This window comes from Actinokineospora sp. PR83, assembly GCF_021056305.1.
GTDB lineage: Bacteria > Actinomycetota > Actinomycetes > Mycobacteriales > Pseudonocardiaceae > Actinokineospora > Actinokineospora spheciospongiae.
In genome coordinates, this window is sequence record NZ_JAJCXD010000043.1 from 14894 (window position 1) to 30066 (window position 15173).

Genomic DNA, 15173 nt, shown 5'->3' on the forward strand with positions numbered 1-15173 from the left:
GATTTGCTTGGGTGGGGGAGCCGATCATGTGCAAGCCTGCCTGGGCTGTGGGGCACTCTTTTCGCCCCACTCGGTCACACTGGGCACATGATCGGCGTAGGGGCCCCGCCCAAGCAGATCCACCCACCCGGGCACGCCCCCAAAAATCCCGGGCTTTGAACAAGGACACGGCCTAGCGGAGTTCCGCGCCCAGCCGCACGGCGTCCGCGCTGATCCGCTTCATCACGGCCCGGTGCAGGACCGGGTCCGGGTCCCGCTCGACGGTGTCGGACTCGACGATCACCACGTCCCGCCCCGCCCGCTCGGCGGCGAACCCACCACGGCTGAGCCGGTCGAGGCCGGGAACGGTGACCACCTGGTCGCGGAGCAGGTCGGTGACGCTCCCGGTGCCCTCCAGCCGGACCAGTTCGGTCAGCCGGACCGACGCCTCCTCGGTGCGCATCCGGACGACGGCCACCGAGGTGAACGCGGTCCGCCCACCGGGGAGCGCGGCCGAGTACACCGCGCGGGTCAGTTGCAGGCAGCGGTTGGCGACGAGGAACTCCTGCGTCCGACCGTAGGCGTGCGGCGCGCAGTCGCTGTCGTGGATGGGTTCCTCGGTGTCCGGCAGGCGGTGGAAGTCGAACTCCCCCACCGGCGCGGGCGCGGCGGCGGCGCGCGGAGCGGGCTCATCGGCGGGGAGCACCCAGGAGACCAGCACCGCGACCACGGCGGCAGCGAGCAGAGCACCCGCCGCCACCGACTTGCGCCGCCACCCGGCGGACCGCGCCACCCCACGGCGCCGATCCTCCCCGGTGGACCGGTCCGCCCCGCCACGCCGAACTCCTCCGGCGGGCGAGCCTCCCCCGGTGGGCGGAGCCTGCTCCGTCGACGGGCGTCCCAGCGCAACGGCGACCGGGATCGGCGCGGCGGCGCGCAGGGAGCGCGGGAGTTCGGCGGGCAGCGCGCTGACGATGAGCGGGCCCCGGGCGGTGTCCTCCGGCTTGGGCGGGAACATCGGCAGCGCGGTGCCCGCCGATCGCGGGCGGACGGCGAGCTTCGCGCTATTAGCCCATTCGGGGGTATTGAGGTCCGTCACGGGTACATAGCGTAACGGTCCACCCGCGATCAGGTGAATGCACTGGTCACTTCTTCCGCATCGACCCCGGGACGAGCTGCAAGATCGTTCCGAACCGGTTCCAGGCGTTGATGGTGGCGATGGCCACGACCAGCGCCGCCAACTGCTCGTCGTCGTAGTACTTGCGGGCCTCCTCCCACACCTCGTCGCGCACGCCCTCGCGGCCCAGCACGGTCGCCTCCTCGGTCAGCGCCAGCGCGGCCCGCTCCTCGGGGGTGAAGAACGGCGTCTCCCGCCAGGTGACGACGGAGAACAGCCGCTCGTCGGTCTCCCCGTCGGCGCGCAGGTCGTGGGCGTGCATGTCGACGCAGAACGCGCAGCCGTTGAGCTGGCTGGCGCGCAGCTTCACCAGCTCGCGGGTGGTCTTCGGCAGGGCGCTGCCCGCCAGGAACCGCTCCAGGCCGTACATGTGCTTGTACGCCTCGGCGGCGGGGCCGGAGATGTCGAGCCGGGGGGTGGTGTTCACGGTGTTCCTTCCACGTGGGCGGCCCGCACGCGGGCCAGTTTCTCGGGGTTGAGCACGATGTCGACGGCGGTGACCCGTCCGTCGGCGACGGTGAGGGCCATGACGCCGGTGGGGTGACCCTGGTGCACCCGCAGCAGGCCCGCCCACCCGTTCACCCGGACGGGGCGCAGTTCGGCGGGCTTGCGCCGCTGCACCCCCGCCAGGAACCGGGCCACCCGGTCCGCGCCGACGACCGGGTTGCGCGCGGCGGAGACGAACCCGCCGCCGTCGCTGCGCAGCACCACGTCCGGGTCGAGCAGGGCCAGCAGCGCGCCCAGGTCGTCCCCGGCGCAGGCCGTGGCGAACGCGGACACGACGGCCCGCTGCCGGACCGGGTCCGGCTCGAACCGGGGTGCCCGGTCGGCCACGTGCCGCCGGGCCCGCGACGCGAGCTGCCGCACGGCCGCCGGGGTGCGGCCCACCACGCCCGCCACCTCGGCGAACGGCAGGCCGAAGACCTCGTGCAGGAGGAAGACGGTCCGCTCGGCGGGCGAGAGCGTCTCCAGCACCACCAGCAGCGCCAGGGTCACCGACTCGTCCAGGGTGACCCGGTCGGCCGGGTCGGCGTCGGGTTCCACCAGGGGCTCCGGGAGCCACTGGCCGACGTACTGCTCGCGGCGGTGGCGGGCGGAGCGCACCACGTCGAGGGCCAGCCGGGAGGTCACCACGACCAGCCAGCCGGTCACGTCGTCGACGGGGTCGCGGGTGGAGACCAGGCGCAGCCAGGACTCCTGCACCACGTCCTCGGCGGCTCCCCGGTCACCGGTGATGCCGTAGGCAACGGCCAGCAGCCGCTCCCGCGCTCGGGCGAATTCTTCTTCCACACCAGGAGGACGAGACAGCCCCCGGGAATGTGACAGCCCCCGGGTGGACGAGGTCGGCGGAGTGCCCACGGTCACCCGACCGGGGAGCGGCGCGAGCCGGGCGGCGGGTCGGTCTACTGGCGGTAGCCCTCCACCTCACCCACCGGCCGCGCCTGGGCGTCGTCCGGGTTCTCCCCCGCGTCGCGGCGGGCGCGGCGCTGGCGCAACAGGTCCCAGCACTGGTCGAGCGCCACCTCCAGCTCCGAGAGCCGGGTGTGCTCCTCCGGGGAGGGGGTGCCCGAGCGCAGGCGGTGCTCCTCCGCGACCAGGGCGCTGATGCGGGCGTGGATCTCGTTGTCGTCCATGGGGCCCAACGTAGTCCCCGGTGTCGGAGATCACGACTCGTTCGTCCGCTTCGCCGACTTCGCGAAGATCAGGGGATTGGGGGCGCGGGCGCCGGGGAGGAAAGTGGTCCGGACCATCCCTTCGTGAAGTGGGGTCCTCCGTGGTCGGCAAAGCAGCTCTCACCCTGTTGGTCCCGTTGGCGGCGGTCGGGGCGCTGCTGGCCGCGGGCGCACCGGCGGCGGAGTCCGCGCCACCGGGGCAGAGCCCGATCGACGTCACCCCCTCGGCCGTCCGGTTCGACCCGTTCGCCCCCTCGCTCGACATCCACTACGGGCACTCGGCGGTGGACCTGGTCTACGTGCAGAAGGACGCCGACTGCGGCACCCGGGGCGGCGAGGAGACCGAGGAGGGGGACGTGGTGCCGGGCTCGGCGCACGTCACCTACGCCGGAACCCGCTACGACCTGGTGCAGTTCCACTTCCACACCCCCTCGGAGCACACCTTCCAGGGCCACCACGACCCGCTGGAGATGCACCTGGTGCACCGCAGCGCCGCCGGGGGCGTGCTGGTGATCGGGGTGCCGCTGCGGATCGGCGCACCGTCCGTTGTGGACAAGGTGCTGAGCGGGCTGACGCCGGAGTGCGCGACGCCCCGGCACCTCGACGACATCGACCTGAACGCGCTGCTGCCCGCCAGCCACCTCACCGCGCGCTACACCGGGTCGTTGACCACCGCGCCGTTCACCGAGGGCGTGCTGTGGTTCCTGATGCCCGAGCAGCACGTGACGGCCGCGACCGTGTCCGGCTTCCAGCACCTGTTCGTCGCGGGCAACTCCCGGGGGACCCAGCCGCTCAACGGGCGGACGGTGGTCCTGCACCCGTGACCTCGTCGCCGACCTCGACCCAGCCGGGGGTGGTGACGGCGAACTTGACGCCGAAGGCCACGCCGTCGGGTGTCCTGCGGTAGGTGGCCAGGGTGCGCAGGGGCTCGGGGCCGGTGCGCGCGGCCGTGACCTGGTCGACCGTGGTGACCGCGCAGCGGATGGCGGGTTTGGTGTAGCCGAGGGCGACCCCGCCGACGGTGATCGCGCGGAGGTCGTCCTCGGCGTGCGGGGTGCCGCCCGCGACCAGGACGTTGGCCCGGAAGCGGTCCAGCGGGACCGGGGTGGCCAGCCTGCGGTTGAGTTCGGTGTGGGAGGCCAGGCCGAGCAGGTGGACCGCGCTGCTGTCGGCGTAGCCGGAGGTGCCGGGGGTCAGGCCGGTGGGGGCGCGGTCGTGGTCGGGGGGCACGCGGACCAGGCGGCTGGGGCGGCCCAGGACCCGGGTGAGCCAGTCGGCGGCGGGGTCGCCCTGGTCGATGCCGCGGAAGGGTTCACCGAAGAGGGTGACCGGGCGGGCGGGGGCGTGGTCGTCCACCTCGACCTCGATGGTGGGGGCGTCCACCGCGGAGAGGACCAGCACGTCGTCGGCGACCCTGGGGTGGACCAGGGCCAGGCGGGGGTCGCGGCGCTGGCTGCGGAAGGTGCCGTCGAGGTCGGTGACCATCCAGGCCCGGTCGTGTTCGAGGCCCGCCGGACCGACCCTGGCGCGGGTCAGCGGGACCGGGGCGCATCCCTTGACGGGGAAGGTGTTCAGCCCGGCGACCGTCAGCACGGGTGGACTGTACCGATCGGGTCGCGGGTGGAGGGTTCGGACGGTGGCGGACGGGTACCCGAGACCCATGTCACAGCCGACACCGAACCCCGTACCCACGCCGCCCGTGCCGGACCCGGGACTGCCCGAGCCGGGGCAGCCCATCCCGGAACCGGCCACCGAGCCGCCGGTGCCGCCCACCCCGCAGCCGCCGAACCCGACCTGAGACCCAGGCCGGGGCTCAGTGCCCCGGGGTGGACCGCCCGCGGGAATCGCGCTCCGCCGTCCGGGGAATCGGACGACGGAGCGCGTGAACGAAAAGGCGGGCCCGGTAGAAGCGATCTCGGGAAATGACCGCACAGGAAAGGGCCTCCCGGCCGCGCCGCCGGGAGGCCCTTTTCTTCCCCGATCGGTCAGACGACCGGGATCGAGACCAGTGACGGGTCCTGGCCCGGGAGCATCGAGCAGTTCAGGTCGAAGGTGCCCAGCCCGGTGAGCGTGCCGTCGGCGCGCTTCGGGGTGATCTTCCCGGAGAAGGCGCTGCCGATGGCGATGTCGACCTGCCCGGGGGCCTTGACCGTCAGCGACGGGACCTGGCCGTTGATGTTCAGCGTGACCGGGGCGGCGCCGGTGACGTTGGTGACCGGGATGTTCAGGCCGGGCAGCGTGACGCCCAGCTCGGTGCCGTTGACGTCCAGCTCGACCCCGGCGGTGGTGGTGCCCTCGACGGTGGCCGAGCCGATCAGGGTCAGGGCCTGCAGGGTCAGCGCGTCCAGCGACACCGCCACGGAGAAGTTCGTGGTGTTGATGGGCGAGCCGACGGCGACGCTGTCGGGGAAGGTGGCGGTGACGGTCGCCGGGACGTCGCGGTTGCCGATGAGCGGGTACGCGCAGCTGAAGGTGACGTTCTTGGTCACCACGGCCGTGGTGTGCACGGGGTCGGCCTGGGCGGTGGTGGGCGCCACGACCATGGCGACGGCACCGGCGGTGCCCGCGGCGAGGGCGAGCAATCTCTTCACACGAACGTTCCGGGACATGCGAAACTCCTCGATGAATACGCACGAAGCGAACGGAAAGAACAGCGGGGGATGAGCGGGAGCGTGGACGCCGGACCGAACCCGACCGGGTCGGCGTGCAAATGGAGCGTAACCACGCAATAGCCGGACGGGCAAGGGAAAACCAACCGATGGCGGATCGCGAAAAACCGCCCGCGGGTTCCTTGTCACCGCGTGAGGGCCACCTCATCGCACCGGGAGCAAAATGTGGCCCCGACCACAGCACCGTCGCCCCGCCGCGGAATGAGCCGTCGACCATCGACCTCACGGGGTGACTTTTCCGGGCGGGAGCGGCAGACTGGACCCGACCCCCACCGGCGATCGGGTCCGCACAAGTCGTGCGCGCAGTTTTGTCATCCCCGTGCGTATTCCCGAATCCCCAGCTCAACTAGGCTGGGCGGGTGCGGGCTCTTGCGATCTTCTGCTTCCGCCACGCGCGATTGGTCATCGTGTTGTGGCTCGCCGTGCTGGCCGGGGTCACCTTCGGGGCCCAGTCGGCGGGGGTCGGCTTCCGGGACATCCTGGCGCTGCCCACCTCCGACAGCACGACAGCGCAGGAGCTGTTGCAGGAGAGCGCGGGCGGGGTCAGCGGCGCCACCGAGCGGGTAGTCTTCGAGGCGACCGGCGTGTCGGTGTCCGACCAGTCCGTGCAGGGGCGCATCGAGCCGATGCTCGCCGAGGTCGCCGCGCTGCCGCACGTGGAGACCGTCGTCTCCCCCTACAGCCCGCAGGGCGCCGCGCAGGTGTCGCCGCAGGGGCAGGTCGCGTTCGCCACCGTCACCTTCGACGTCAAGGCCGACGACCTGACCATCGAGGAGGCCAAGAAGTTCGTCGAGGTCGCCACCAAGGCCCAGGGTGGGGTGCTCAAGATCGCCGTCGACGGCGCGGTGGCCGGGCGGACCCTGGCCCCGCCGGACCTCGACGACGCCGGGCTGGGCCTGCTGGCCGCGGCCCTGGTGCTGCTGTTCACCTTCGGCTCGCTGTTCTCCATGCTGGTGCCGATCCTCACCGCGATCATCTCCGTCGGCACCGCGATCGGCGTGGTGGGGCTGCTGACGCACCTGATGGACGTGCCCACGGTCAGCCAGGAGATCGTGGTGCTGCTCGGCCTCGGCGTCGGCGTCGACTACGCGCTGTTCGTGGTCACCCGCTACCGGCAGGCCCTGGTGGGCGGGGCCCGGCAGGAGGACGCGCTCGGCCTGGCCGCGGCGACCTCGGGGCGCAGCGTGCTCTTCGCCGGGGTGACCGTCTGCGTGTCGCTGCTCGGGCAGTTCACCGTGGGGATCAGCTTCCTCGACGGCATCGCCGTCAGCTCCAGCATCGCGGTGCTGATGACCATGTTCGCCGCGCTGACGCTGCTGCCCGCGCTGCTCAGGCTCTTCGGCATCCGCATCCTGTCGGCCTCGGTGCGCCGCGACCTGACCCTGCGCCACCGCAAGGTGCTGCCCGAGGGCAGGCGCTGGGGCGCGCTGGCCAGGGTGGTGACCCGCAAGCCGGTGTGGAGCACGGTGGTCGCGCTGCTGATCATCGGCGCCCTGACCGTCCCGGTGTTCTCCCTGCGCCTGGGCATCCCCGACGCGGGCCTGCAATCGCCGACGGCGACCACCCGGCAGGCCTACGACATGCTCGCCAAGGGCTTCGGCCCCGGCTTCACCGGCCCCCTGGTCGTGGTGGGCCGCGCCGACTCCGACGAGGAGCGCCGGGCCGCGGAGGAGGTCCACGCCGAACTCGCGGGCCACCCCGACGTCGCCCTGGCCGTGCCCCCGGTCGTCAGCCCCACCAAGGGCGGCGGCCAGATCACCGCCGTCGTGGTCTACCCGAAGGCCTCCCCCCAGGACGAGGCCACCGACGCCCTGGTCGACTCCCTGCGCGCCGACGTGATCCCCCGGGCCACCGACGGCACCAACGCCCAGCTCTACGTCGGCGGCTCCACGGCGGTGCAGTCGGACTTCGCCCGCGCCATCACCGACCGGCTGCCGCTGTTCCTTGGCACGGTCGTGGCCATCTCGTTCCTGCTGCTGGTCGTGGTGTTCCGCAGCGTGCTGATCCCGCTGACCGCGGCCGTGATGAACCTGCTGGCCGCGGCGGCCATGTTCGGCGTGCTGGTGGCGGTGTTCCAGTGGGGCTGGTTCGGCATCGCGGGCACCGGCCCGATCGAGCCGTACATCCCCGTGTTCCTCTTCGCGGGCCTGTTCGGCCTCTCGATGGACTACGAGGTCTTCCTGGTCAGCCGGATCCAGGAGGAGTACCACCGCCGCGGCGACACGGTGGAGGCCACGGTCAACGGCCTCGCCGCCACCGGCCGCACCATCACCGCGGCGGCCCTGATCATGGCCCTGGTCTTCATCTCCTTCGTCACCACCGGCGACCGGGTCGTGCAGGAGTCCGGCCTCGGCCTGACGGTCGCGGTCCTGCTCGACGCGGTGGTCATCCGCATCGCCCTGGTCCCGGCCATCATGGCCATGTTCGGCAGGGCCAACTGGTGGCTGCCCCGCTGGGCGGGCCGCATCCTCCCCCGCCTCGACGTCGAGGGCACCGGCCACAGCCACCGCCTGGAGGACGACGAGGAACCCCCCGGCCCGTTCGACTGGTTCTCCCCCGCCGCCGAGGAGCAGTCCGAACCCAAGCAGCTCACCGGCCAGGTCGGCTAGGCCGTGCCCCTGACCCGGCCACGCACATCCACCCACCCTGGCACCGAGAAGACCCGGGCTGCGAACGACGCCACCCATCGACCGAGCCGAGCAGCCCGGGCCTCGGTGCCCGCACGCCTGATCTCCCCGCCAGTCAGGCGGCGCGGGGCTCGGTGGCGCGGGCGACGCGCAGGGCGTCGGCCCACCACAGCAATTGCGCCACCATCGTGTTCAGCGCCATCGCGGGGCGGCGAGGACGCAGCGCTGCCCGCCGGTCCCCGCGCACACCCGGCATGTCCAGGGCGGCCAAGCACTCGTGCGGGAGCGAGCTGCGAGACGGGAGCTACTGTCCTATTCGCTTTTCCGGGTGAAGCCAAGGCAGGCCAGTTCACAATTGCGCACTTGTGTCAGATCCGGGAAACCCACTGTTCGGAGCATTCCCAGCGGCCACGACAACGGCGGTGGCGGCGTTTTCACACCACCACCGCCGTCGACCACACCGCAGGTGCCTAACTGCCGAAGACCCCCGCCAGCCAGCCCGTCGTGCTCTCCGCGCGCAGCAGCGCGTGCCGCTCGGCCCGGCCCGCCGCCCGGCCGGTGCCGCGCAACGCCGCCTCCAGCAGCCTGCTGGTCTGGTCGATGTCGAACGGGTCGACCGTCGTGGCCAGCCCGGCGAGCTGCTCGTGCACACCCGCGTTGGCCGACACCAGCAGCGGGCTGTCCTCGGCGAGCAGGTACGCCGCCTCCTTGGCGAAGAGGTTGAGCCCGTCGTAGGTGGAGTTCACGATCGCGGCGCTCGCCGAGCACAGCGCGGCGACCACGGCGTTGCGCGAATCGCCGCCGCTCCCCGGGCGCACCAGGGCGATGGCGTCGCGGCCGGGAGCGCCGAAACGCCGGTTCACCCGGTCCACGATCGCCTCGGTGGCGTCCTGGTATGCCTGGTGGCGCGGTGCGGCCCGGCTCGGCGTGGTGACGACGGAGACGAACAGGCACTCCTCGGCCAGTGCCGGGTCGCGCTCCAGCAGCGCTTCGTAGGCGAGGAACCCGCGCGGCAGGTTCTTCCACAGGTCCAACCGGTCGGCGCGGACCACGGTGCGGCGGCCGCCCGCCAACTCGGCGAGCCTGCCCGCCCAGCGCAGGGTGGCCTCCTCGCCCCGCATCTGCTCCAGCACGTCGACGTCGAGCGGGAACGGCACCGACACCAACGTGGTGGTGCGCCCCCGGTACCGGACGACCCGGCCGCTGATCCGCGCATCGGGCAGGTTCCGCGCGCAGCAGGCGAGGAAGGCGTCCACCCACCGTCCCGAGTGGAACCCCACGACGTCGCAGTGCAGCAGGCTCTCCAGCAGCCGCACCCGGGTCCACTCGGGCATCAGTCCGAAGTAGTCCGGCTCGCACCAGGGGGTGCCGAGGAAGTACGCCAGCTTGCCGCTGGTGCGCGGCCGGGCCTCGGCCAAGTGCTCGGGCACCAGCATCAGGTGCGGGTCGTTGATCAGGATCAGCTCGTCGTCCACGTCCTCGACCAGTTCGGCGAGCCGCTTGGCGTAGATCCGGTTCACCGTCTCGTAGCCCACCCACGCCTCGACCATGGCCTGGTCGAACACCGGCTGCGTGGCCGTGTCGTGCAGGTAGTGCAACATGCCCAGGATCAGGTTGATGGAGATGGTGTCGTAGTGCTGGGAGCGCAGCCGCTCGTCGAGGTCGACCGGGTGCAGGCGCACGCCCGCACCCACAGACACCGGGCCGGTGCCGGGCGTCCCGATCGGGGCGGTGAAGATCCAGTCACCGCCGTGCGTGTCCAGCAGGTCGATCAGCATCGGCACCAAGCCGCCCGGCGACCGCGGCACCAGCCCGTTGTCAGTCCACTTCGGACAACTGTTGCTACAGGTGAGGATCCTCATCCGGTCGCTCCCGGGTGTCGTCGCGAGTTGCTGCCGCGGGTGAGCAGAGCAGCACCGCCCAGCACGGCGACGGCGCAGACCCCGGCGGCCAGCACCGAGTAGCCGCCCAGGTCGGCGGCGACCCCGGCGGCGGGCGCCGCGGCCGCGGCGCCCAAGCCCATGGTGACCTCGCCGATGCCCTCGGCCTTGGGCCTCAGCGGTCCGGGCACGGCGGCCACCAGCAGCGCGCTGGCACCGACGACACCGCAGTTCCAGCCGACGCCGAGAACCACCAGGTGCACCACCATGGCCAACACGCCGTGCCCGTTGACGAGGAGGCCCACGGCACCGGCGACCGCCAGCAGCAGCGCGCCCGCGGCCACCACCCGGTTCGGGCCGAAGCGGTCGGACGCCGCCCCGCTGATCGGACCGACGGCGAACATCGCGAGCACGTGCAGCGCGATCAGCCCGCCGACCATGTCCTCACCCGCGCCGTGCGCGACCAGGTGGATCGGCGCGATGGTCATGACTCCCACCATCACCAGGTTCGTCAGGGCCAGCGCGAGCAGCGCGGTCCGGGTGCCCCGGTCGCGCAGCAGCCCGGTGGCCCGCGGCGCCCGCTCGGCCTCGACCCGCGACGGCCCCAGCACGACGGCCGCCCGCCCCAGCACCGGCACCCTGGGGTTCGACGCGGCCAGGTAGAGCAGGGCCGAGGCGGCGAAGGCGAGCAGGGCCACCAGGTACAGCCCGACAGGCGGCGGCAGGCCGAGCGACCGCGCCCACCGCCCGCTGGGCCCCAGCAGTAGCGGGCTGATGACCGCCCCGACCGCGGTGGCCAGGAAGATCCGGCCCAGCGCCTTGCCCCGGCCGCCTGGTGTGGTGCCCACGGCGGCGGCGTAGCGGGTCAGGAAGATCGACGAGTTCGCCGTGCCCAGCAGCATGCTGCCGAGCAGGACCAGCGCCAGGCTGCCGAGGGCGGCAGCGACGACGACCAGCGCGGCGCCCAGCGCCCCGACCCCGAAGCCGAGGGCGAGCCCGCGGCCGCGGTGGCCGCGGGCGGCCTCCCAGGAGACGAGCAGCGCCCCGACGGCCGACCCACCCAGGTGCAGGGCGGTCGGCACCCCGGCGAGCGCGGCGCTGCCGGTGAGGTCGACGATCAGCAGGGCGCCCGCGGTGCCGCCCGCGGCGAGCCCGGTGCTCCCGATGGCCGCGCCGAGGACCAGCGGGCCGAGCGCGCCGCTGTGGGCAGGACGGTCGAACGCCGGAGGACTGGCGGTGGGCGTGCTCACGCCGCAGGCGTTTCCGCCATCGGACCCGACTCGTAGGCCAGGCGCCCGGCCGCGACTGCGTGCCGCATGGCGACCGCCATCTTGAGCGGGTCGCGCGCGCGGATCAGGGCGGTGTTGATCAGCGTGGCGTCCGCGCCGAGTTCCATCGCGACCGCGACGTGCTTGGCGGTGCCGAGTCCGCCCTCGACCACGACCGGGATGCCGACCCCGTCGATGATCTCCTTCACCGCGCGCAGGTCGTCGATGCCGCGACCGGACGCGACCGGCGAGGCCATGACGCGCAGCGCGGCACAGCCCTCGGCCTGCAGCGCTCGGGCGGTCTCCAGGTCCGGGAGGATGAACGGCAGCAGTTCCATGCCCTCGGCCCGCAACTGGCGCGCGGCCTCGACGGTGCCCCGGTTGTCGGGCAGGTTGTCCGCGCCGCGCACGTCGAGCTTGAGGATGGTGATGCCCATGGTGTCGCGCAGGATGTGCGCGGTGCGGACGGCGCTCTCCCGCGACCGGGAGAACGAGGTGGTGCCGACCCAGATGAACTCGTCCAGCGAGATCGCGTCGTCCAGGTCGGACAGCAGCAGGCTGGACCGCCTGCTGTCCGGGTCGACGGTGGTGATGAACACGTCCGCCCCGGTCGCCGCCAGCACGTCCCGCACCACGTCGACGGAGTCGTACTGCTCGATCCCCACGATCAGCCGGGACCGGAAGGAGTGCCCCCCGATGGTGAGCCACGGTTCCGCGAGGTGCTCGACCCGACCCTCTTCGACCAATGTCATGCTGTTCCCCTTTTCGGCAAAGACCGGTCGACGGGTTCAGGAGCAGGCACGCCCCGAACACCGGCGATTTCCTTGAACCAGCCTGGTCGAACCGAACAGGGCGACGCAATACGGAAAAGGTCAATTCTTCGTCAGAGAATGTCCAAGAAAACGCGCAAGCGAAACCCCCGGCCCCATCACCATGGCCGTCAGAGCCGAGAGTAGGGCCCGCAACCCGCCCCGAAAACCCCGCCCACCATGCGGGAAGCGCCAGCTCAGCGCCAGTGGCGCCACAATGGTGGACGGTTCAACCACAACAGCTTGCCGGATTCCCCGACACCGCCCGCCCCGCAACCGCACCACGGGCTTTTCCGTGGCGTTCCACCACGCCCGCGGAACGGTTCCCGCCGAGGGAAGCACGGATTTCCCGATGGCCCGAAGCGGGGTTCACTTCCCGGGTCGTCACCGCCGGTCAGGGGAGGATGGAGTCGACGTAGCCGCCGTCGACGCGGAGGGCGCCGCCGGTGGTGGCGGAGGCGTGGGGGCTGGCGAGGTAGACGACCATGTTGGCGATCTCCTCGGGTTCGATGAGCCTGCCGAGGAGGGACTGGGGGCGGTGCAGGCGCATGAACTCGCGCTGGGCCTCCTCCCAGGGAAGGTCCTTGTCGACCAGGCTGTAGACGAAGTCCTCGACACCGCCGGTGTGGGTGGGGCCCGCGATGACCGAGTTGATCGTGACGCCGGTGGCCTTGGCAGCCTTGGCGAAGCCGCGGGAGACCGAGAGCAGGGCGGTCTTGCTCATGCCGTAGTGGATCATCTCGGCGGGGACGGCGACAGCGGAGTCGCTGGCGATGTACTGCACGCGGCCCCAGCCCGCGGCGATCATGCCGGGGAGGTAGGCGCGGGTGAGGCGGACGGCGCTGAGGACGTTGACCTCGAAGTAGCGGCGCCAGTCGTCGTCGGTGATGGACAGGGGGTCCTGGGCGCCGAAGATGCCGAGGTTGTTGACCAGGATGTCGACCGCGGGGAGCGCGTCGACGACCTCGGCGGTGCCCTCGGCGGTGGTGAGGTCGCCGGGGGCGGGGAGGAAGGTGCCGTCGAGGCGGTCGATGGTGGCCCGCACCTTGTCCGCGGAGCGGCCGTTGACGGCGACTCTCGCCCCCGCCTCGGCCAGGCCCGCGGCGATGGCCTCGCCGATGCCCTGGGTGGATCCGGTCACCAGGGCCGTCTTGCCGCTGAGGTCGAGCCGCACCGCGCGCTCCCGTGGGTCGGGGGCCGCACCCGGTGCGCGGCCCGCGCACCCATCCTGACCGAGGACCCCTCTCTCCGCAGGGGTGCCTGCCGAACCCCACCCCGGCGGGTAGGGGGAGAAATCTCCAGATGGTTCACAGAATAATCCACTTGGGACGTGACACGCGCCACTGTGAGCGTGTTTGGCCACCTGGACTGTACACATGCGAACCTGGCTTGCTTCTCGTTCCACCCATGCCCAGGGCTTCGGCGGTCCTCTTCGTTTTCCCCTCAGCTCTGCGGGCTCAACCCCGCCACGGCCAGCCGGAGCAGCCGGTCGGCCCGCGCGGCCGGGTCGGGGTGGTGCTCGGTGGCCAGGACGATGCCGACGGCGAGGGTGATCAGGTCGGCGACGGTGACCCCCGGTTGCACCGCGCCGTCGCGCGCGGCGCGCTCCAGCAGCGGGGCCCCCGCGACCTCCAGGGCCGTCGAGCAGGAGTTCTGGTGCACCGGGTCGGGTGTGGACCCGTCGTAGGTCAGCGCGGCCGCCAGTCCCCGGGCGGTGACACAGTAGGCGACCACGTCGTCCAGCCAGGCCAGCAGCGCCGCCCGGCTGTCGCCCTCCCCGATCAGGTCGCGCGCGCGGGCGCTGAGGGCCTCGATCCGCGTGCGGGACACCGCCTCCAGCAGGGCGCGGCGGGTGGGGAAGTGCCTGCGCACGGTGGCCGAGCCGACCCCGGCGATGCGGGCGATCTGCTCCAGGGAGGCGGTGGCGCCGTGCGCGGCGACCTCCGCCTCGGCCACGGCGAGGACGCGCGCGTGGTTGCGCCGGGCGTCCGCGCGCCGGGACTCGGGCATGTCGTCACCTCCGGCTCGACAAAATGGCGGGGCCCGCCGTATCGTACCGGGAGCAAAACGGCGGGCCCCGCCGTTTGCCTTCCGCGAGGAGCCCCATGCCCACCGACCCCGCCCCCGTCCTGGTCACCGGCGCCACCGGCAGGCAGGGCGGCGCCACCGCCCGCTCCCTGCTCGCGGCGGGCGTCCCCGTCCGCGCCCTGGTGCGCGACCCGACCTCCGCACGAGCCGGGGCCGTGGCGGCCCTCGGCGCCGAACTGGTCCCCGGCGACCTGCACGACCGCGACTCCGTGGAACGGGCCGCCCGCGGTGCCCGCGCCGTGTTCTCCGTGCAGATGCCCGCCCTGACCGAGGACGGCTTCGACTTCGCCGGGGAGGTGACCCAGGGCGTGAACCTCATCGAGGCCGCGAAGGCCGCGGGCGTCCCGCAGTTCGTGCACACGTCGGTCACCGGCGCCGGGCACCACACCGCGGCCCCCGGCTGGGCCGAGGGCCGCTGGGCGGCGATGGAACCCACCCTGGGAGCCAAGAGCGCGATCCAGGACCGGCTCCGCGCGGCGGGCTTCCCGCGCTGGACCCTGCTCAAGCCGGGCTTCTTCATGGAGAACTTCCTGCCCGCCACGGCTTTCCTGTTCCCGCGCGGCATCGAGGGCGGCCTGGTCAGCGTCGTCAAGCCCGAAACCCGGTTGTCCCTGGTGGCGGCGGCCGACATCGGCGCGGCAGCCGCCGCGGCCCTCACCGCACCGGAGCGGTTCGACCGCGTCGAACTGGAACTGGCGAGCGACCGCCTGTCGATGGCGCAGATCGCCGACGTCCTCTCCCGCGCCCTGGGCGTCGAACTGACACCGCCGGACATGACCGTGGAGGAAGCCCTCGCCGCCGGGATGCCCCCGATGGGAGCAGCGCACGAGTGGCTGAACGCGGTCGGCCAGCCCGCTCGCCCGGAGTACGCCAGGGAATTCGGCATCCCCCTCACCAGCTTCGAGCAGTGGGCGCGGGAACACCTGCGGACCACGGCCTGACCCGGGCGGTCTCTGCGTTGCGGGGTCGGGGTTGCACGTTCGCGAGCTTATTGTCGGACTCC

Annotated in this window: 15 protein-coding genes; 3 read left to right on the forward strand and 12 right to left on the reverse strand. The window is 72.6% G+C overall.

What is annotated here, in order from left to right; genetic code table 11:
• Positions 1-172: 172 nt before the first annotated feature.
• The 4 genes from L6E12_RS16155 to L6E12_RS16170 all read right to left on the reverse strand — a co-directional run bounded on the left by L6E12_RS16155 (position 173) and on the right by L6E12_RS16170 (position 2790).
• The gene (locus L6E12_RS16155; RefSeq protein WP_236228742.1) at positions 173-1078 is read right to left on the reverse strand and encodes a hypothetical protein; all 906 of its coding nucleotides are present in this window, start codon (positions 1076-1078) and stop codon (positions 173-175) included.
• A 46-nt stretch (positions 1079-1124) separates the two neighbouring features.
• Positions 1125-1583, reverse strand: a complete 459-nt coding sequence (locus tag L6E12_RS16160; protein ID WP_236228743.1) for a carboxymuconolactone decarboxylase family protein — start codon at positions 1581-1583, stop codon at positions 1125-1127.
• The gene (gene sigJ, locus L6E12_RS16165) at positions 1580-2446 is read right to left on the reverse strand and encodes an RNA polymerase sigma factor SigJ (RefSeq protein WP_236228744.1); all 867 of its coding nucleotides are present in this window, start codon (positions 2444-2446) and stop codon (positions 1580-1582) included. Before sigJ ends, L6E12_RS16160 begins: the two co-directional genes overlap by 4 nt.
• A 113-nt stretch (positions 2447-2559) precedes the next feature.
• Complete coding sequence (locus L6E12_RS16170; RefSeq protein ID WP_236228745.1) at positions 2560-2790, reverse strand: DUF2630 family protein; 231 nt, start codon at positions 2788-2790, stop codon at positions 2560-2562.
• A 128-nt stretch (positions 2791-2918) separates the two neighbouring features.
• Here L6E12_RS16170 and L6E12_RS16175 point away from each other — a divergent pair, with 128 nt between their 5' ends.
• Positions 2919-3653 carry a carbonic anhydrase family protein gene (locus L6E12_RS16175; protein ID WP_236228746.1) on the forward strand — a complete coding sequence of 245 codons (735 nt, stop codon included), beginning with the start codon at positions 2919-2921 and terminating at the stop codon, positions 3651-3653.
• Here the strand turns inward: L6E12_RS16175 and L6E12_RS16180 are convergent.
• Together L6E12_RS16180 and L6E12_RS16185 are read right to left on the reverse strand one after the other, a co-directional pair.
• On the reverse strand, positions 3622-4422 hold the full coding sequence (locus tag L6E12_RS16180; RefSeq protein ID WP_236228747.1) for an MOSC domain-containing protein: 801 nt from the start codon (positions 4420-4422) through the stop codon (positions 3622-3624). The two genes, L6E12_RS16175 and L6E12_RS16180, sit on opposite strands and share 32 nt — an antisense overlap.
• Before the next feature lie 392 nt (positions 4423-4814).
• Entirely contained in the window at positions 4815-5438 is a 624-nt protein-coding gene (locus L6E12_RS16185; RefSeq protein ID WP_236228748.1) for a DUF6801 domain-containing protein, read from the reverse strand.
• Positions 5439-5857: 419 nt separating this feature from the next.
• Between L6E12_RS16185 and L6E12_RS16190 the strand changes: the two genes are divergently transcribed.
• Positions 5858-8107, forward strand: coding sequence for an MMPL family transporter (locus L6E12_RS16190; protein WP_236228749.1), 2250 nt, complete (start codon positions 5858-5860; stop codon positions 8105-8107).
• Positions 8108-8240: 133 nt separating this feature from the next.
• Here the strand turns inward: L6E12_RS16190 and L6E12_RS16195 are convergent, their stop codons facing one another.
• The 6 genes from L6E12_RS16195 to L6E12_RS16220 all read right to left on the reverse strand — a co-directional run bounded on the left by L6E12_RS16195 (position 8241) and on the right by L6E12_RS16220 (position 14092).
• Positions 8241-8396, reverse strand: coding sequence for a hypothetical protein (locus L6E12_RS16195; protein ID WP_236228750.1), 156 nt, complete (start codon positions 8394-8396; stop codon positions 8241-8243).
• 199 nt (positions 8397-8595) lie between these two features.
• Positions 8596-9903, reverse strand: coding sequence for a trehalose-6-phosphate synthase (locus L6E12_RS16200; protein WP_236228787.1), 1308 nt, complete (start codon positions 9901-9903; stop codon positions 8596-8598).
• 80 nt (positions 9904-9983) lie between these two features.
• Positions 9984-11255 carry an MFS transporter gene (locus L6E12_RS34765; protein ID WP_236228751.1) on the reverse strand — a complete coding sequence of 424 codons (1272 nt, stop codon included), beginning with the start codon at positions 11253-11255 and terminating at the stop codon, positions 9984-9986.
• Positions 11252-12025 carry a HisA/HisF-related TIM barrel protein gene (locus L6E12_RS16210; RefSeq protein WP_236228752.1) on the reverse strand — a complete coding sequence of 258 codons (774 nt, stop codon included), beginning with the start codon at positions 12023-12025 and terminating at the stop codon, positions 11252-11254. The genes L6E12_RS34765 and L6E12_RS16210 overlap by 4 nt, the downstream gene beginning before the upstream one ends.
• Positions 12026-12476: 451 nt before the next feature.
• On the reverse strand, positions 12477-13256 hold the full coding sequence (locus tag L6E12_RS16215) for an SDR family NAD(P)-dependent oxidoreductase (protein ID WP_236228753.1): 780 nt from the start codon (positions 13254-13256) through the stop codon (positions 12477-12479).
• A 269-nt stretch (positions 13257-13525) separates the two neighbouring features.
• Positions 13526-14092 (reverse strand): TetR/AcrR family transcriptional regulator, encoded by a 567-nt coding sequence (locus L6E12_RS16220; protein ID WP_236228754.1) that lies wholly within the window; start codon positions 14090-14092, stop codon positions 13526-13528.
• A gap of 95 nt (positions 14093-14187) precedes the next feature.
• On the opposite strand from L6E12_RS16220, the gene L6E12_RS16225 reads away from it, so the two are divergent.
• Positions 14188-15111 (forward strand): NmrA family NAD(P)-binding protein, encoded by a 924-nt coding sequence (locus tag L6E12_RS16225; RefSeq protein ID WP_236228755.1) that lies wholly within the window; start codon positions 14188-14190, stop codon positions 15109-15111.
• Positions 15112-15173 lie beyond the last annotated feature (62 nt).

Bases quoted from the DNA above. Each gene is read 5' to 3' on its own strand.
- L6E12_RS16170 (WP_236228745.1), bottom strand. From the start codon at position 2,790: ATGGACGACAACGAGATCCACGCCCGCATCAGCGCCCTGGTCGCGGAG.
- L6E12_RS16200 (WP_236228787.1), bottom strand. From the start codon at position 9,903: ATGCTGATCGACCTGCTGGACACGCACGGCGGTGACTGGATCTTCACC.
- L6E12_RS16210 (WP_236228752.1), bottom strand. From the start codon at position 12,025: ATGACATTGGTCGAAGAGGGTCGGGTCGAGCACCTCGCGGAACCGTGG.
- L6E12_RS16185 (WP_236228748.1), bottom strand. From the start codon at position 5,438: ATGTCCCGGAACGTTCGTGTGAAGAGATTGCTCGCCCTCGCCGCGGGC.
- L6E12_RS16220 (WP_236228754.1), bottom strand. From the start codon at position 14,092: ATGCCCGAGTCCCGGCGCGCGGACGCCCGGCGCAACCACGCGCGCGTC.
- L6E12_RS16225 (WP_236228755.1), top strand. From the start codon at position 14,188: ATGCCCACCGACCCCGCCCCCGTCCTGGTCACCGGCGCCACCGGCAGG.